The 17,473-nt window shown below is 75.5% G+C and carries 13 protein-coding genes and 2 pseudogenes; 3 read left to right on the top strand and 12 right to left on the bottom strand.

Annotated features, from left to right (window positions below; genetic code table 11):
• The first annotated feature begins 602 nt into the window (after positions 1-602).
• Both L6E17_RS28020 and L6E17_RS28015 read left to right on the top strand, forming a co-directional pair.
• Positions 603-2,678 (top strand): discoidin domain-containing protein, encoded by a 2,076-nt coding sequence (locus L6E17_RS28020; RefSeq protein ID WP_236243452.1) that lies wholly within the window; start codon positions 603-605, stop codon positions 2,676-2,678.
• A gap of 173 nt (positions 2,679-2,851) precedes the next feature.
• Positions 2,852-3,457 carry a TetR/AcrR family transcriptional regulator gene (locus L6E17_RS28015; RefSeq protein ID WP_236243451.1) on the top strand — a complete coding sequence of 202 codons (606 nt, stop codon included), beginning with the start codon at positions 2,852-2,854 and terminating at the stop codon, positions 3,455-3,457.
• A 73-nt stretch (positions 3,458-3,530) separates the two neighbouring features.
• On the opposite strand, the gene L6E17_RS28010 is transcribed toward L6E17_RS28015, so the two are convergent.
• Both L6E17_RS28010 and L6E17_RS28005 read right to left on the bottom strand, forming a co-directional pair.
• On the bottom strand, positions 3,531-4,439 hold the full coding sequence (locus L6E17_RS28010; RefSeq protein WP_236243450.1) for a universal stress protein: 909 nt from the start codon (positions 4,437-4,439) through the stop codon (positions 3,531-3,533).
• Between the two features lie 657 nt (positions 4,440-5,096).
• Positions 5,097-5,714 (bottom strand): potassium channel family protein, encoded by a 618-nt coding sequence (locus L6E17_RS28005; RefSeq protein ID WP_236243449.1) that lies wholly within the window; start codon positions 5,712-5,714, stop codon positions 5,097-5,099.
• Positions 5,715-6,017: 303 nt separating this feature from the next.
• Between L6E17_RS28005 and L6E17_RS28000 the strand changes: the two genes are divergently transcribed.
• Positions 6,018-6,410 (top strand): ANTAR domain-containing protein, encoded by a 393-nt coding sequence (locus tag L6E17_RS28000; RefSeq protein ID WP_236243448.1) that lies wholly within the window; start codon positions 6,018-6,020, stop codon positions 6,408-6,410.
• 250 nt (positions 6,411-6,660) lie between these two features.
• Here the strand turns inward: L6E17_RS28000 and L6E17_RS27995 are convergent, their stop codons facing one another.
• The 10 genes and pseudogenes from L6E17_RS27995 to L6E17_RS27950 form a co-directional block, all read right to left on the bottom strand.
• Positions 6,661-6,975, bottom strand: a complete 315-nt coding sequence (locus L6E17_RS27995; protein WP_236243447.1) for a hypothetical protein — start codon at positions 6,973-6,975, stop codon at positions 6,661-6,663.
• A gap of 50 nt (positions 6,976-7,025) precedes the next feature.
• The gene (locus L6E17_RS27990) at positions 7,026-8,276 is read right to left on the bottom strand and encodes a serine/threonine-protein kinase (protein ID WP_236243446.1); all 1,251 of its coding nucleotides are present in this window, start codon (positions 8,274-8,276) and stop codon (positions 7,026-7,028) included.
• A gap of 320 nt (positions 8,277-8,596) precedes the next feature.
• Positions 8,597-9,883: an ABC transporter substrate-binding protein gene (locus L6E17_RS27985; RefSeq protein ID WP_236243445.1), complete on the bottom strand. Its 1,287-nt coding sequence runs from the start codon at positions 9,881-9,883 to the stop codon at positions 8,597-8,599.
• Complete coding sequence (locus L6E17_RS27980) at positions 9,880-11,067, bottom strand: branched-chain amino acid ABC transporter permease (RefSeq protein WP_236243444.1); 1,188 nt, start codon at positions 11,065-11,067, stop codon at positions 9,880-9,882. Before L6E17_RS27980 ends, L6E17_RS27985 begins: the two co-directional genes overlap by 4 nt.
• Positions 11,060-11,950 (bottom strand): branched-chain amino acid ABC transporter permease, encoded by an 891-nt coding sequence (locus tag L6E17_RS27975; protein WP_236243518.1) that lies wholly within the window; start codon positions 11,948-11,950, stop codon positions 11,060-11,062. Before L6E17_RS27975 ends, L6E17_RS27980 begins: the two co-directional genes overlap by 8 nt.
• A 429-nt stretch (positions 11,951-12,379) precedes the next feature.
• Positions 12,380-13,165 (bottom strand): annotated as a pseudogene (locus tag L6E17_RS27970) (ABC transporter ATP-binding protein); the annotation flags it as partial.
• Positions 13,166-13,541: 376 nt separating this feature from the next.
• Positions 13,542-13,805 (bottom strand): annotated as a pseudogene (locus tag L6E17_RS27965) (ATP-binding cassette domain-containing protein); the annotation flags it as partial.
• An 18-nt stretch (positions 13,806-13,823) separates the two neighbouring features.
• Positions 13,824-14,690: an ABC transporter permease gene (locus tag L6E17_RS27960; protein WP_236243443.1), complete on the bottom strand. Its 867-nt coding sequence runs from the start codon at positions 14,688-14,690 to the stop codon at positions 13,824-13,826.
• A complete protein-coding gene (locus tag L6E17_RS27955) occupies positions 14,678-15,493 on the bottom strand; it encodes an ABC transporter permease subunit (protein ID WP_308315944.1) in 816 nt (271 codons plus the stop codon). The genes L6E17_RS27960 and L6E17_RS27955 overlap by 13 nt, the downstream gene beginning before the upstream one ends.
• Before the next feature lie 558 nt (positions 15,494-16,051).
• Positions 16,052-17,212 (bottom strand): ABC transporter substrate-binding protein, encoded by a 1,161-nt coding sequence (locus L6E17_RS27950; protein WP_236243442.1) that lies wholly within the window; start codon positions 17,210-17,212, stop codon positions 16,052-16,054.
• Between the last annotated feature and the right edge of the window lie 261 nt (positions 17,213-17,473).

Here is a 17,473-nt window from a genome sequence, read left to right as displayed (position 1 = left end):
GGCTGCCGGCCACCGCCGGCAGCGGCCGAGTCAAGCAGGCGCCGCCCCGGCTCGGCAAGATCTTGCTGTCTCCTTGCGAAACTTCTTGCCGTGCGGGCGGGTCGGGCGGGGCCCGCAGGCCGGTCCGTACGGGGCGCCTCTCCCGCGCCGACGTCCGCGCCGCCGCGTGCACGGGCTGCGACGGCGTGTGCCCCGCCGCTGCGGTGGCAAGTGGCGTGGTGCGGCCAGGGCGGTCGCGGCGGCACGTGCTGTCGTCAAGGCCGGCCCGTGGGGCGCTCGGGCGGCACACCGGCAATCGGCTCCCAACCCTCGTCGTGCGCGCGAGGCGCTGCACAAGCGATACGACGGCGCGGCCCCTCGTCCGGCCGGAACGGCACGCCCGCACGACCCGGCTGCCCGCCCACCCCGCTTCTTGCTCCGGCACGAGCACCGGAGCAGGTCACCCGTCCCGGACCCTTGACTCTGCCGGCACCGGTCGCGATCCTGCGGTGAACTCGCCCCGCCCGCAAGTGAGTTGCCCTGCACCGCCGCTGCCCTGGAGCCCTTCGGCGGCGGGCCGGGCTGCGGGCCGGCACGTTCCCCCACGCCCCGGAGGTGTGACCATGACCGGAAACGCACCGCGAAGACCCGTACGGACCCGTGTCCTCGTCCTGGTCCTCGCCGTGGCCGCCACCCTCCTCGGTGCGGGACCCGGCTCCTCCGCCGCGACCGGAGGGGACTGGTGGGACCCGGCCGCCCGCCCCCGCCCCGACTCGGGCGTCAACGTGACGGGCGAGCCCTTCGGCGGCACCGACGCGGACGGGAAGGTGCGCGGGTTCGTCGACGCCCACAACCACCTGATGTCCGACCAGGGCTTCGGAGGCCGCCTCATCTGCGGCTCCGTCTTCTCCGAGAAGGGCGTCGCCGACGCCCTCAAGGACTGCCCCGAGCACTATCCCGACGGGGCGCGCGCACTCTTCGAGAACGTCACCGGCGGGGCCGACGGCCACCACGACCCCGTCGGCTGGCCCACCTTCCGGGACTGGCCGGCCCACGACTCGCTGAGCCACCAGCAGAACTACTACGCGTGGGTCGAGCGTGCCTGGCGCGGCGGCCAGCGCATCCTCGTCAACGACCTCGTCACCAACGGCCTGCTGTGCTCGCTCTACCCGTACAAGGACCGCGGCTGCGACGAGATGGCCTCCATCCGCCTCCAGGCGCGGAAGACCTACGAGCTCCAGGACCACATCGACCGCATGCACGGCGGCCCGGGCAAAGGCTGGTTCCGCGTCGTCACCGACGCGGAGCAGGCCCGCGACGTCGTCCGGCAGGGCAGGCTCGCCGTGGTGCTCGGCGTGGAGACGTCCGAACCCTTCGGCTGCAAGCAGGTCCTCGACATCGCCCAGTGCGACGAGGAGGACATCGACCGCGGCCTCGACGAGCTGTACGCGCTCGGCGTGCGCAGCATGTTCCTCTGCCACAAGTTCGACAACGCGCTGTGCGGCGTCCGCTTCGACTCGGGCACCATCGGCGCCGCCGTCAACGCCGGGCAGTTCCTCTCCACCGGCACGTTCTGGACGACGGAGCGGTGCACCGGGCCGCAGACCGACAACCCCATCGGCCTGACCGCTTCGGCCGAGGCCGCGTCCCTGCTGCCCGACGGGGTGGCGATGCCGTCCTACGACAACGACGCCCGCTGCAACACCCGCGGCCTCACCCGCCTCGGCGAGTACGCCCTGCGCGGCATGATGCAGCGCAACATGATGCTGGAGATCGACCACATGAGCGTGAAGGCCGCCGGACGGGCCTTCGAGATCCTGGAGTCGGAGTCGTACCCCGGAGTCATCTCCAGCCACAGCTGGATGGACCTCGACTGGACCGAGCGCCTCTACCGGCTCGGCGGCTTCGTCGCCCAGTACGCCAACGCCGCCGAAGGGTTCGTGCAGGAGGCGCGGCGCACCGCCGCGCTGCGCGACACCTACGGGGCCGGCTACGGCTACGGCAGCGACATGAACGGCGTCGGCGGCTGGCCCGGTCCCGTGGGCGAGGACGCCGCGAACGCGGTGCGCTACCCGTTCACCAGCGCCGACGGCGGCTCCGTCCTGGAGCGCCAGGTCACCGGCGAGCGCATCTGGGACCTCAACACCGACGGCCTCGCCCACAACGGCCTCCTGCCCGACTGGATCGAGCAGATCCGCCTCAGCGGCGGCGGCGCGCAGGACGTGGTGGACGACCTGCTGCGCGGCGCCGAGTCCTACCTCGGCACCTGGCGGGCCACAGAACGGCATCACGCTGGCACGAACCTGGCCGCGGGCGCACCGGCCACGGCCAGTTCCACGCAGTGGTGGAACCCCTTCGCGGACCACCGGGCCGGCCGGGCCTTCGACGGGGACAGGGCGACCCGCTGGGCCAGCGAGTGGAGCGACGACCAGTGGCTCCGGGTCGACCTGGGCGCCGTCCGCAGCGTCGACCGGGTCGTCGTCGACTGGGAGCGGGCCCACGCCAGGGAGTACCGCGTCGAGGTGTCCACCGACGGGTCCGACTGGCGCACCGTGTGGTCGACCACCGAGGGCGACGGAGGACTCGACACGGCCCGGTTCGACGCCACCGCGGCCCGCTTCGTCCGGCTGCACGGCCTGCGCCGCGCCACCGACTGGGGTTATTCGGTCCACGAGATGGGCGTCTACCGGAGCCGATGAGGACAGGGCGCCCGCGGCCCGCCGGGCGGTACGGAGCGGCACGGGAAGGGAGGCCGCTCCGTACCCGCTCCGCACCGCCGGGGCCCCCGTTGCCCTGGAAACGGGCACGGTCGAGGCCGGCGCGGACCCGCCGGGCTGCGGGGCGCCGGACGGCGAGAGGAGGCGCGGGACGTATGGGGCGGATGCCGTCGGCCGAGCGGCGCCGGCAGCTGGTGGAGGCCGCGATCCGGGTGATGACCCGGGACGGCGTCGCCCGTGCCACCACCCGCTCGATCGCCGCCGAGGCCGGCGTGTCGCTGAGCGTCTTCCACTACTGCTTCGCGTCGAAGCAGGAGCTGTTCGAATCCGTCATCGAGACGATCACGGAGCACTCCGTCGCCGGGGTGGACCCCTCGGTGCGGATGGAGGGCACCGTGCGCGCCACGATCCGCGCCGGACTGCGGGCCTACTGGGACCACGTCGCCGCCCACCCCGGCGAGCACATGCTCACCTACGAGCTCACCCAGTACGCGCTGCGCCGCCCCGGCTTCGAGCACCTCGCCCGCCGCCAGTACGAGCGCTACGCCGCCGCCCACGTGCAGCTCGTGGAAAGGCTCCGCGACTCCGCCGGGCTGGAACTCCTCGTGCCGGTGGCGACGCTGGCGCGCTACCTGGCCGTCGTCACGGACGGACTCACGCTCAACCACCTGGTGCTGGGCGACCCCGAGCGCGCAGAGGAACTGCTCGACCTGATCGCGGACCAGTGCGCCGCCCTGGTCCGCGGCCCCGCCCGCCCCTGACCCGGGGCCCGGCGCGGCGCCCGGCGGGCCGCACCCCCGTGCCCGCGCCCGCCGCGGTGCCGCACCGGTGGGCTCAGGACGGCGCCGGGTGCACCGGCGTCCCGTCCCCGCCCCGCACGACGGCCACGGGGCACCGGGCATGGCGCAGGAGGCCCTGGCTGACCGAGCCGAGCAGCCTCCCCCTCACACCGCCGCGCCCCCGCGCACCGGCCACCACCAGTTGCGCGTCGCCGCTGGCTGCGGTCAGGGCGGGCCGGATCCGGGAGCGCAGCAGGCGGCGCTCCACGACGACGCCGGGGAACGCCCGCTCCCAGGGGGCGACCGTCGCGTACAGCAGGTCCTCCTCGGCCGTGCGGAGCCGGTCGACGTCCGACACCGCGGCGGACAGCGGGTCGCTCGGGTGCCGGTAGGCGCGCTCGCTCCACGTGTTCCACACGTGCAGGGCGAGCAGCGGCGCCCCGCGCAGCGCGGCTTCGGCGAACGCGAACTCCACCGCCGCGGCCCCCGCCGGGGAGCCGTCCAGGGCCAGCAGCACAGGCCCCGTACGCTCCCGTCGCCCGCGCACCGCCAGCAGCGGGCAGTGCCCGTGGGCCGCCAGGTACACCGCCGTGGACTCCGACAGCAGCCCGGCCGGCCCGGAGCGGCCCCCGCCGCCCACCACCGCGAGCGCCGCGCTGCGCGACTCGATCCGCAGGACCTCCCGGGCGTCACCGGCCACCACCGACCTGCTGACCTCGATACCGGGCGCCACCGCGTGCGCCCGCTCCTCGGCGCGGGCCGGCACGCCGTGCACCATGGGCGCCAGCCCCTGGTGGGCCGTGTGCCACGGAGCCGCACCGGAGTACGGGTGGGCGGGGGAGCGGCCGAAGGCGTGCACGATCCGCAGCGGGGCGGACCGCAGGGACGCCTCGTACGCCGCCAGGTCCACCGCGTCCAGACCGCACCGCGAATCGTCCACCCCCACGATCACCGGACTGCTCATGGCGGACACCGTCCTGGAACGCGGCCGGAAAGCTGTTGCTCCTGAACCATTCTGGGCACATCGGCCCGCGAGCGGCCAGGGCGGCCGGCCGCGCCCCGGGCGGCGCGGCCGGGACGGGTCGACGAGCCCCCGGGCGCGGCTCGCCCGATGACGGGCGGAGCGTTCCCCGAGGTCGCGAGGACGCGACGGTGGGGAACGGTCCAGGAGCTGCTGGGGGAGGTGCCGGACCGCCTCGACGCGGACCGCGCCGAGGACGACGTCGCCGCGCCGGCCGTCCGCGCCCGCCACCGCCCCGCCGACCACCTGGCGGGACCGCCCCCTGAGCGGCCTGAGCCGTCTCCTGTGGGGAAGCGCGACGGGGCGGGGCCTGAGCCGTCTCCTGTGGGGAAGCGCGACCGGGCGGGGCCTGAGCCGTCTCCTGTGGGGAAGCGCGACCGGGCGGGGCCTGAGCCGTCTCCTGTGGGGAAGCGCGACCGGGCGGGGCCTCAGTCCTCTCCTGCGGGGAGAGCCCGACTGCGCAGGGCGAGCGCGCTCCCGGCGGGGGCACCCGCCTTCCCCGGTCACGGCGGCCCCCTGCGTCGGGGGCGGGGGCGGTCCCGGCGGCCCCCGCCTCAGGGCGGCCCGCGCGTCGAGGCGGCGGTCCCGGCGGCCTGAGTGTCAGGGGCGGTCCTCCGGCTCGGAGCCGCCGTGTCGGCCGGCCCCGGCGGCCCGGCGGTCCGGCTGCTGCCGCAGCCCCTTCCGTATCGCCTCGGTCAGGATGCGGACCGCGACACCCGCGAACAGCAGCCCCCCGGTCATCTGCAGCATCGCCACCGCCCGCCCCGCCTGCGAGCGCGCCACGATGTCCCCGTACCCCACCGTGGCGAGCGTGGTGAGAGCGAAGTACAGGGCGTCCGTCCGCGTCAGCGGTTCGCTGAACGACCCGGGGGAGGAGTACTCCAGAAGGTGGTAGGCGCTCGCGAAGACCACCAGGAACAGCGCCAGCGTGGTGACGAGCGCCTCGACGGCCCGCAGCCGGGGGTAGGGCGAGCGCATGATCGTCCGCACCTCCCAGGCGAAGACCAGCAGCACCGCGAGGAGCCCGCCCACGAGCAGCGCCGCTGTCCGGACCGTGGTGGGACCGGCCATGGGCAGGAGGTAGTACGCGGTGACGACGCACGTTCCGACGAGGCCCGTGCGCAGGAGCGCGCCCAGAGCGGACCTCCGGCCGCCGCGGAACCGCCCGGCACGCCGGAACGGTCCTCCCGGGGCCCTGCCCGGGGCCGACTCGGGCATCGCACCTCCCCTTCCGCACCTTCGTGCCCTTCCCGCCGCGCTGCCGGTGCCCGCTACCGGGCCGGCCGCGCGCCGTGGGATCCAGCTCACCGCCCCACCGGTCGGCGCGGATCACCCGCGGCGGGTGATCCGCGCCGACCCGTTCACTTTGGCCGCTCCGACGTGCGGGTTCCTGCCGGTGCCACCGGGTCGGCGCGGACGGGGTGCGCGTGTGCGCGTTCCGCGCCAGTGTGGTGAAGACGACGTATGGGGGTGCGTATGGCGGGCACGAGGCGAAAAGTGTTTTCTGCTGATGACCATCCCATGACGAGTACGGAGGCGAGCGTGACAGGGCAGGAGAGCGCACACCGCGACGCCGGACCGGCAGACGGTGAGTTCCTGGTGGAGAGCCTCAGGTCCGAGATCGCGCAGCTGGAGCAGGCCGTCGAGTCGCATGCCGTGATCGACCAGGCCATGGGGGTCCTAATGGCGGTGGGCAGATGCTCCTCCGCGGAGGCGTGGGACGCCCTGCGCGAGGCGTCGATGCGGACCAACACCAAGCTCCGCATCGTCGCCGAACTGGTCCTGGAATGGGCGCGCACCGGCAACTTGCCCCCGGCACTCCGCACGGAGCTGGAGCGCAGACTCATCGCCGGCACTCCCGAACCCCCCGAGACGACAGAACAGCCCCCTGGGTCCCGCCACCCAGCGCCCTGAGCCGCAGCAGCGCCGACAGGGCCGCCACACGGCCCCCTGACTGCGCCCTGCCCGGCCCTGCGGGATGCCACCGCGCCCCGCCCCCCGGCTCAGACCTCTGACGCCTCCCCGCAGGTCCGCCCCGCGCCGGCACGTCCGCGCGGGGCGGACCTGCGGGGGGTGGTGGCACGTCTGCGCGGGGTGGCCCTCCCGGCGACGCACCTGCCCGGTGGCGGGCCCTGCCCTCCCGGGAACGGACGGCGGCCTCCGGTCAGAGGCCCTCCCGCCGCGCCCGCATCCACCGCCCGGCCGCGGCCGGCAGGAGGTAGATCGCGCCGAACGAGCCCAGCAGCAGGAACAGTTCCAGGAAGCCGAGCGCGGCGCCCGCCACCTCCTGGAACACGGACGGCCCCTGCCGGAGGCGCGCGTAGGAGATGTCGGTGCGGTACTGCCCGGCCGCGAACCAGCACTGCACGCAGAGGAGCGCGACCACCGTCCAGTAGACCTGGGCGGTGTGGAACCAGCGCGCCGCGTCCCGGCGGCTGTGCGGTGTCGACAGCCAGGCCATCACCCCCGCCAGTCCCACCGCGACCAGGACCCGGAGCCAGGTGAAGAAGCCGGGAAGGGCCAGCGCGATCAGCAGGGAAGCGAACGTGGGCGGCGCGAGCCACGCCGCTCCGATGGCGGGACGCCCGAGGAGCCCCGTGTGGATCCAGTCCGACGACCGGGGGGCCGGCGCCGCGGGCCCCTGCCTGGAGTCGTGCGGTGTCCGGGGCGGCGCGGACGGCCGGGGCGGAGGCGGCGTCGGGGGCGGCGGGGGCGAGGCCGGGCCACTCCTGCCCGGGCCCTGGGTGGGAGCGTCATGGAAGGCCCCGCCAGCCCCGCTGGTCTCGTTGGCCGCACCGGCCGCACCGGCCGCACCGGCCGCACCGGCCGCACCGGCCGCACCGGCCGCACCGGCCGCACCGGCCGCACCGGCCGCACCGGCCGCACCGGAGCCCTGCGGGTCCGGGTCGGTCTCGGTGCGCGGCGGGGGTCCGCCCGGTCGGTGCGGGGGCCGCCCTCCCGCCCCGCCTCCAGGTTGAGCAGCTCCTCGGAGCGGCGCGCGATGAGGGACGCCACAGGCGCGGGAAGCCACGCGTCGCCCGCCGTGTCGTGCACCGACGCCTGCACCACCAGCTGCGCCGCGTCCGGCCGGCGGGCCGGGTCGGGGTCCAGGCAGTGCTGGACGAGCATGGTCAGCGCCGGTTCCGCGCCGGGGAGTTGAGCCGCCAGGGTGCCGCGGTGCGGCACCTGCCCGCTCGCCGCGAACGCCACGGTCAGCCCGAAGCTGTAGATGTCGCTCGCGGACGTGACGGCCTCCCCGTAGGCCTGTTCGGGCGACATGTACAGGGGCGTGCCGATCCGCGCGCCGCTGACCGTCAGCGCGGTGTCCAGGGCCGCGTGCACGACGCCGAAGTCGATGAGCCGGGGCCCGGCCGCGGACAGCAGCACGTTGGACGGCTTCAGGTCCCGGTGGACGAGGCCGTGGCGGTGGACGTGCTCCAGTGTGCGGGCGAGACCGGCCGCGAACCGCCAGAGCGCTTCGGGCGGCAGCGGCCCGAACGCGTCCACGGCCTCCTGGAGCGAGGGGCCCGGCACGTACTGGGCCGCGTACCAGGGATGCCGGTCGTCGACGTCCGCGTCCACCACCGGCACCGTGCCGGCGCCGCCGATGCGCCGGACGACCTCCACCTCGCGGCGGAACCGGTCCCGGAACCCCGGAACGGCGGCCATCCCGGTGTGGATGAACTTCAGGGCCACCGACCGGCCGCCCGCGTTCCGCGCGAGGTACACCCGGCCCATCCCGCCCTCGCCGAGCCGCCCGAGGACCCGGTACTGACCCACCCGCCGCGGATCCTGCGCGTCCAGTTCCTCCACTGCCGTCCCCCGCCCGTGCGCCCTGCATGAACAACTCGGCATTTTCGCATGCGCGTTGTCCGCAGGAAGGCGCCACCCACCCCTGCCCGGGGTGCGGCCGGTGTGGAGAAGGCTCCACGGCGTGCCGCCGCAGCCGGCCGGGCCCGAGCCCGCAGGAAGGCCGGCGACCGGCCCCGGAGCCTTCCCGGAGCCGGTCGCCGGCCCGTGCCGCCGCCGGGGCCCGAGCCCGTACGCGCGTCCCCGCGCGGGGCAGCGGGGGCGGGGGCAGCCCCTCCCAGGGGGCGCGGTCAGCCCGCGCGCGCGTCCAGGTACGCGCGCACGCCCGGCGCCTCCCGGGCGTCCTCGACCGTCACCAGGCCGCCGGGCACCTCGGCGTCGGGCTTGAGGACGTACGTCTTCACGCTCGCGGGGCGCGCCACGTCCGAGAAGTCCTGCGGCATGCCGAGACCCGCGTCGGCGCTGCTCTGCGCGCGGTGCGCGCGCACCACACCGGCCCGGGTGAGGTCGCCCGCCTCGCACGCCGCCGCCAGCCCGGTGCCCATCAGCCGGGCGGCGTTGTAGCCGGACAGGACACCGGAGTCGAGCGGCGAGTCGGGGAACTCCTTCCCGTACGCGGCGGCCATCGCCCGCACCCCGGGGAGGTCCGAGCCGACCGGCGGGGCGGCGCTGACCACGTGGAGCGACCCGGCGAGCGCGGGCGCCGCGGGGGTCCGCATCAGCTGCGGCGCGAAGCCGGGCGCACTGCTCACCACGGGGACGTCCAGACCCCGGGAGGCCGCCACGCCCACCAGGGAGGCGGTCTGCGCGGGACCGGCGCTGACCAGCACGGCCTTGACGCCCGCCGTGCGCAGCGCCGACACCTGCGCGGACAGGTCGGTGTCGGTCGCCTTGATCTTCAGGCCGGTGACCTTCAGCCCGGCCTTCCCGGCCGCCCAGGAGGAGCCTTCGAGGGCGCCCGCTCCGTAGTCGCCCTCGAAGTACACGTGGCCGATGGTGTCGCCGGCCCGCAGGCCCTTCTCGCGGGTCAGGAAGTCCACCGCGGCGATCATGTCGACGTCGTATGTGGTGCCGAGCACCTGCACCGGCTCCTTGCCGAGCAGGGAGCCGGCCCACGCCTGGGGGAACGTCAGCATGCTGTCACGGGTGAGGTCGTCGAGCAGCGCGGCCATCACCGGCGACCCGATGACCTGCGGCAGCGCGACCACCTCGGGGGAGAGCTCGGCGTAGGCGGCGACCGCCTTCTGCACGTCGTAGCCGTGGTCCTTCACCCGGATCTCGACTTTCCGGCCGCAGATCCCGCCCTTGGCGTTGACCTCGTCCGCCCACAGCTGCTGCGCCTGCACGACGCTCCTGCCGAGGGTGGCGTAGGGCCCCGTCAGGTCGGTGAGCGCGCCCAGGGTGAGGGTCGTCGAGGTCACACCGGGGCCGGTCCTGACGCCGTCGGCGCCGGTGCGGTCCCCGGTGTCCCCGCCGCCCGCCTTGCTGCTGCACCCGGCGGACGCCAGGAGCAGCAGGGCGGCGGTCGCGGCCGCGGCGGTCCCGGTGGTGCGGTGGAGGAAGCGGGTGAGGGTCACGGCAGCTGCTCCTTGGCGTGTGCGGTGGACGGTTCGGGATCGGGGCCCGATCCGGGCGCGGCGCGGTCGGAGGGCGGCCCGGTCGGCGGGGTGCCGGACGGCCTGCGCCCCGCCTTCCGGCGGCCGGCGGCCCCGCCGGCCGACAGGCGCGACCGGAGGCGGTACGCGAGTCCGCGCAGGCCCTCCGGCGCGTACAGCAGGACCAGCACGATCGCCGCCCCGTACAGGTAGCGGCCCGCCTCCGTCGGGCCGAGCGCGGCGTCCGTGCCCTCCGCGCCGACGAGCGGCAGCACGTCCGCGTAGCGCGCGAGGACCAGGGGCAGCGCCGTGACGAAGACCGCCCCGGCGGTGGCGCCGCCCACGGAGCCGAGGCCGCCGAGCACCACCATCGCGAGGTAGTCCACGGACAGCACCAGCCCGAAGTGGTCCGGCACGACCCGGCGGAACGCGAGCGCGAGCAGCACCCCGGCGAGCCCGGCGTACATCGACGACAGGACGAACGCGGCCGCCCGGTGCCGGGCGACGGCGACCCCCATCACGGCGGCCGCGGTCTCGCTGTCGCGGAGTGCGGCCAGCGCGCGGCCCGGCCGGGACCGCAGGACGCCCCGCGCGGTGACCCAGGTGACCGCGAGCAGCGCCAGGCCCAGGTACCACAGCCGCTCCTCGGCTCCGAAGGGCACGCCCAGCACGACCAGCTCCGGACCGTCCGCCGAGAAGGCGAACCCGCCGACCGACATCGGCGGCACGGACCGGCCGTTGAAGCCGCCCGTCGCCGAGTCCGCCGTCAGCAGCACGTGGTGGCCGACGAAGACCAGTGCCAGCGTCGCCACACCGAGGTAGACGCCCTTGACGCGCCCCGCGACCGGGCTGAACAGCCCGCCCGCGAGCCCCGAGAGCAGCACCGCCAGCACCATCGCCGCCATCGGCGGCAGCCCGGCCCCCGGATCGCCGGCCAGCCACACGTAGCCGTACGCCCCGACAGCGAGGAAGAAGGCGTGCCCCAGCGACAGCTGCCCCGCCGTGCCGGTCAGGAGGGTCAGGCCGACGGCGCCGATCGCGGCGGCCATGGCGAACACCCCGGTGCGCAGCCAGTACGCGTCGGCGTAGAACGGCAGGGCGCACAGGACGACCACGCCGGCGGTCCGGGCCGCGGCCCGCGCGGGCCGGATGCGGAGCTCAGACACGGGCCGTCCCCTTCCCGCCGAGCAGCCCGGAGGGCCGCACCAGGAGCACCAGCAGCATCACCACGTACGGCACGACGTCCCCGAAGCCCTCGCCCAGCGCGCTCAGTTCGGTCTGGTAGCCCCCCGCTGCCGCCTCGGTCAGCCCGATCAGCAGCCCGCCCACCAGCGCCCCCGGCGGCGAGGCGAGACCGCCCAGGATCGCGGCGGGGAACGCCTTGAGGGCGATCTGCCCCGTCGTACGGTCCAGTCCGGGCGCGGGGAACGCGACCAGGAAGACCACCGCCAGCACGGTGAGGGCGCCTCCCACGCACCAGGCGGCGGCCCGGACCCTGCCCAGCCTGACGCCCATCAGGGCGGCAGCCTCGGGCTCTTCCGCGGCGGCCCGCAGCGCCAGGCCCCAGCGGGTGAAGCGGAACGCCGCGAACACCGCGCCGATCGCCGCGGCGCACACCGCGATCGCGGCGAGCCGGCTGTGGGCGATGCCCACCGGCCCGGCGGTGAGGACGGCGCCGCCCCACGGGTCGCCGAGCGGCAGCAGGTCGCCGCCGATGCGCCGGGTCAGCTCCGTCACCAGCAGGATGTCGATCCCGATCGTGGCGATGGTCTGCACGTGGGCGGCCCGCGTGTCGTCCCCGTACCGCAGCAGCAGGTCGACCGCCCCGGCCACCGCCGCTGTCGCCACGGCGGCCGCCGCCAGCGCGCCGGCGAACCCGAGGGCGGGCCGCAGCACGGCCACGAGGTAGCCGCCGAGCAGCAGGAAGGAGCCGTGGGCGAAGTTCAGGACGCCGGACGCCCGGAAGACCAGCACGAAGCCGAGCGCGATGAGCGCGTACACACAGCCCAGGGACAGTCCCGTGACGACGATGTCCAGCATGCCGCTCATCCGCCCGCCCCCTCGGTCTCGGCGGACCCGGCTGCGTCTGCCGCCCCGTCCGCCTCGCCGCCCCCCGGCCGCCTCGCCGGTCGGCCTGCCCGCAGGGGCGGAGCCGTCCGCCCGGGCCGCTCCGTCCGCCTCGCCGGCCCCGGCCGCCGGGAGCGTTCCGTCCGCTCCGGCGGCCCGGTGCGCCGTGGCGTGCCGGTGCGTCCCGGCGGCCTGCTGCGTCCCGGCGGTCCCGCGGGTCTCCGCCGTACGGTCCGCCGCCACCGCGGCTTCCGCGTCTGCTGCGTCCACCGCCTGTGCCGCGTCCGCCGCCTGTGCCGCGTCCGCCGCCTGTGCCGCGTCCGCCGCCTCCGCAGCGGCTTCCGCCTCCATCGCGTCTGCCGCAGGGGCACTGTCCTTTGCGGCCGTCCCCTCCGCCTCGGCCGCCGCGCCGCCCAGGTAGGCGCGCAGGACCTCAGGGTCCCGGCGTACGGCGTCCGGGGTGCCGCAGGCGATGCGCCGCCCGAAGTCCAGCACCGTGACCTCGTCGGCGAGCCGCATCACGAGGCCCATGTCGTGCTCCACGAGCAGCACGGACAGGCCGAGCCGCTCGCGCACCTCCCCGATCACCTCCACGGCGGCCGCCCGCTCGGCGGCGTTCATCCCGGCGACCGGTTCGTCGAGGAGCAGCACGCGGGGCTCCAGGCACAGTGCCCTGGCCAGCTCCACCCGTTTGCGGTCGCCGTACGGCAGTGAGGCCACCGGACTGTGGAAATGCCCGCCCAGCCCGGTCAGTTCGGCGATCTCGCGGGCCCGCTCGCGCTGGGCGCGCTCCTCGCGGGCCACCCGGGGCAGCCGCAGCGCGGCCGCGGCGAACCCCGTCCGGGACAGGGCGTGGCGCCCCAGGAGCAGGTTGTCGGCGACCGTGCCGGCGGTGGTGACGATGTTCTGGAACGTACGGGCCACTCCCAGCGCGGCCCTGCGGTGCGGGGCCAGCCGGGTCAGGTCCGCGTCCCCCAGCAGGACGGACCCCGCGGCGGGGCGGCACAGCCCCGACAGGACGTTGAAGCACGTCGACTTCCCGGCGCCGTTGGGGCCGATCAGGGCGTGCACCGAGCCGGGGGCCACGGTGAACGACACCGCGTCCAGTGCGGTGAGCCCGGCGAAGCGCACGGTCACGCCGCGTACGTGCAGGGGCGGCGGGGCGGCGGTCGCGGCCGCCGGTGCGGGGCCCGTCACGCCGCCCCCGGCCCGAGGAGGACGGGGCGTCGGCGGCGAGCGGCTCCCCCAGGTACAGGCGGCGCACGGCGCCGGTCCTGGCGAGCTCCCGCGCGGGGCCCGCCAGGCGGACCTCCCCGACGTCGAGGACGCAGGCCGCGTCGGCGAGACCGAGGGCCATCGTGGCGTTCTGCTCCACCAGCAGCACGGACGTGCCCTGCGCGTGGATGCGCCGCACCACGTCCGCGATCCGCTCCACCATCAGCGGGGCCAGCCCGAGCGACGGTTCGTCGAGCAGCAGCAGCTCCGGGCCGGCCATCGGGACGCGGCCCACCGCGTTCAGATGCGGGAAGAGGCTGTACGACTGGAACACCATCCCGGTGTCCCGGCGGTGGGCGGGGACCCGCGTGACGTTCTCTCCGTCGACCAGCACCTCACCGGAGTCCGGGTGCTCGAAGCCGGCCAGCATGCGCAGCGCCGTGGTCTTGCCGCAGCCGGACGGCCCGAGCAGGGCGAGGAGTTCGCCGGGCCGCACGGACAGGTCCAGCCCGTCCAGGGCGACGGTGCCGCCGAAGTCCCGCCGCAGGGCGCGGAACTCGACGGAGGCGGGCCCGGGGCCCGAACGGCCCGCCGTCGCGGTGGGGGCGGTGGGGGTCGCCATGGTGTCTGCCACGGTCAGTCACTCCTGAGGGGTCGTACGAGAGGAGGGGCGGCGCCCGGCGAGGAACGCCAGCGCGAGCAGCAGCGCCCAGGTGACCAGCAGGCTCATCACGGACACCGCGACGGACAGCTGCGCCTGCGAGCCGGACACGTTCACGATCCAGACGGCGAAGGGCGCGAAGCCGAGGAGCTGCGCCACGGTGTACTCGCCGAGCACCAGCGCCAGGGTCAGGAACGAGGCGTTCAGCAGCGCCGTCCGCAGGTTCGGCAGCACCGCGGCGACCAGGGCCCGGGGCCATCCGGCGCCGCAGCTGCGGGCGGCCTCGGCGAGGGTCCGCACGTCGACGGCGCGCAGCCCCGCGTCCAGCGCCCGGTAGACGAACGGCAGCGCCATGACCGCGTAGGCGAGGACGAGGACGACGGGGAAGTCCGGGTTCTGGACCGCTACGAACGTCTGGAACAGCGGTGTGGCGGCCAGGTGGTCGGGCCCCCAGCGCAGCACGGTGCCGATCCCGGCCACGAACGCGATCGGCGGCACGACGAGCGGCAGCGAGCACACCGCCTCCACCACCGGCCGCAGCCGGGGCGCGCCCAGCCGCAGCGCCACCATCGCGGGCACCATCAGCAGCAGGACGACGGCGATGGTGGCCGCGGCCAGTTGCAGGGACAGCAACAGACTGGAGGCGAAGCCCTCGGTGCCGGCGATCCGCTCGTACGCCTCCAGGGTGAAGCCGCGGCCCGGCACGTCGACGGTGAAGACCACCGAGGAGGCCAGCGGCAGCAGGAAGTACACCCCCGCGCAGCCGAGCACGAGCAGCCGCCACAGGGCCGGGCGCCGGGCTGCCGGGCGCCGGGCCGCGGGGCGGGTCGTCGTCAGTGCAGCCATCGGGTGCTCCGTCGTTGCAGGGGGATGTACACGGCCATGACGAGCCCCGCGATGGCCACCATGTCCAGGCTGAGGGCCAGGGCGACGTTCTCCTGCCCGACGAGGACGTTGCCGGAGAGGGCGTCCGCGATCTGGAGGGTGACGAGGGGCACGGAGCTGCCCACGATGGCGGCAGCGGTGGCGTGCGCGGCGAACGAGCTGCCGAAGAGCAGGACCAGCCCGCCGAGCAGGGAGGGCGTGAGGACCGGCAGGGCGACGTGCCGCCAGTACTGCGCCCCGGTGGCGCCGCTGCTGCGCGCGGCCTCGCGCCACTGGGTGCGCAGGCCGTCGAGGGCGGGGGTGATGGCGAGCACCATCAGCGGCACGAGGAAGTACAGGTAGGTGAGGGTGAGGCCCCAGAAGCTGTAGAGGCTCCAGCCGTGCTCTCCGAGGCGCAGGTGGCGGGTGAGGACGCCGGAGTTGCCGAGGGTGGCGACGAACGCGAACGCGAGCGGGACGCCGCCGAAGTTGGCGAGGACGCCCGACGCGGTGGACACCGCGTCCCGCAGGGCCCTGCTGCCGCTGGACACCACCGCCTGGGCGAGGACGAGCCCCAGGACCCCGGCGACGACGGCCGCCGTGGCGGACAGCTTGACGCTGCCGGTGAGCGCGGTCAGGTACGCCCCTTCCCAGGAGGCGGTGAGGTTCCCCGTGGTGAAGGCGGTGGCGCCGGTGGCCGGGTCCTCGGCGGTGAACGCGCCGGTGACCATGGCGAACGCGGGCAGCCCGAAGCAGACGGCGACGAACACGAGCAGCGGCAGCACGGCGAGCCCTCCGCCCCGGCCCCGCCGCCCCCGCGCCTTGCCCGCGGCGGGTGCGGTGGGGGAGGGGGCGGCCTCGGCGGCGCCCCGGACGGAGCCGACCGGTCCGCGGGACCGCCGTGCGGGGCGGTCACGCCGTCGGCAGGCTCGCTCGCGGCGACCGCGGGCCCCTGCGCCCCGCCTGGACGGGCCGCGGGGACCGTGGACCGGCTGAGGGCGGCGGCGGAAGCCGCGGCAGCCGCCTGCCTGTGTGAGGCCGCTGCGGTGGCGGTGAGTGACGTGTCGGAGGCATATGAGCCGGCGGTGTCGGTCGTGGTACAGGGGACGGCCGGGTCGGTCGGGGCGAGTGGGGCCGCCGCGGCGGGCCCGCGGCCCCCGGGCGCCGGGACCTGAGCCGGGCCCGCCTGTGCGGGAGCCGAGGGCGCGGGAGCGGCGGCCGGGGGTGTCGCGGCCTGTGCCGGGCCCGCCGCGGACGGGACGGAGCCCGTCCGGGCGGGCGCCGGGGCCGCCGGGGGGCCCGCGGCGCCCGGTGCGGTGGGGATGGGGTCGGTCATGGCGTCGTCAGCCGGCGACCGCCGCGCCCCAGCCCTGGGCGAGGGCCTTTTTGGCGGCGGCTTGCTGGGCCTCGGTCGGGAAGGACGGCGTGCCGTCGACCTTCGGCAGCTTCGCGGCGGCCGCCTTGTCGACGGTGCCGTCCTGCTCCATGGCCGGGAGCAGCACGGGACGGGCATACCCCTTCAGCCACAGGTTCTGGCCCTCGGCGCTGTAGAGGTACTCCTGCCACAGCCGTGCGGCGGCCGGGTGCGGGGCGTCCTTGTTGACGGCCTGCGAGTAGTACTGCGAGAACTTTCCGTCGGCGGGCACGTGCACCTGCCAGTCGACGCCCTTGCTCCGGAACTCCTCGGCGTACCCGGCGTTCAGGTAGTCCCAGTCGATGGTGATGGGCGTCTCGCCCTTCTCGACGGTGGCCGGAGTGGCCTCGACCGGGGTGTAGTTGCCGTTCTCCTTCAGCTTCGCGAAGAAGTCCAGGCCCGGCTGGATGTCGTCGAAGGAGCCGCCGTTGGCGAGGGCCGCCGCGTACACCCCGGCGAAGGCCGAACCGGACTTGGTGGGGTTGCCGTTGAGCGAGACCTGACCCTTGTAGACCGGCTCGAGCAGGTCCTTGAAGGTCTTCGGGCACTCCTTGACGCGCTTGGCGTCGCAGCCGATGGAGACGTAGCCGCCGTAGTCGTTGTACCAGCGCGCCTCGGCGTCCTTCTGGCCCTCGGGGATCCTGTCGTACGCCTCGACCCGGTACGGGGCCAGCAGGCCCTGCTGCGCGGCGCTGATCGCGAAGGACTGGCCGAGGTCGAGCACGTCGGGGGCGCGGTCCTGGCCCTTGCGGGAGGTGACCGCGTTGATCTCGTCCTGGCTGCTGGCGTCCGGGTTCTCGACCTTGACCTCGATGCCGTACTTCGCGGTGAACCCGTCGATCACGGCTCCGTAGTTGGCCCAGTCGCGGGGGAGGGCGATCGCGTGGAGGGTGCCTTCCTTCCTGGCGGCCGCGATCAGCGCCTCCATGCCGCCGAACTCCGCGGCGGAGGTGGCGGTGGCGGCGCTCTTGCCGCCGGCGCCCGCGGCTGGTGCCTTCGCTTCGGGTGCGCTGCCGCAGGCGGTGAGGCCGAGGGCCGCGGCGGTGAGGCCGCTGACGAGGAGGGCGGCTCTGGGGACGGACACGCTCACGATCTCTCCTGGGGGAAGAAGACGGCCACTTGTTTGAACAAGTCGGCCTCAGTAGGCCCGCCGGGAATGGCGGGAAAGTGAACATGGAGAGAAGGGCGGAACGCCCTCGATGAACACTCGGGCACCCGTATCACCGGCGGCGGGACAGGGGGTACGGCAGGACGGCGGCGAGCGGTCGCGAACGGCGTCCATCCGGGTGATGGCTCGTCTACGCTGGTCGATCGAGGACATCGGTGCGCACAACAGCAGGTGTGGGGACGG

Origin of the sequence: Streptomyces sp. CC228A, assembly GCF_021390935.1 — a bacterium.
In the GTDB taxonomy this organism is placed as follows: Bacteria; Actinomycetota; Actinomycetes; order Streptomycetales; family Streptomycetaceae; genus Streptomyces.
Note: the sequence above shows the minus strand (reverse complement) of the source record. Positions and strands in the feature narration are given on the sequence as shown.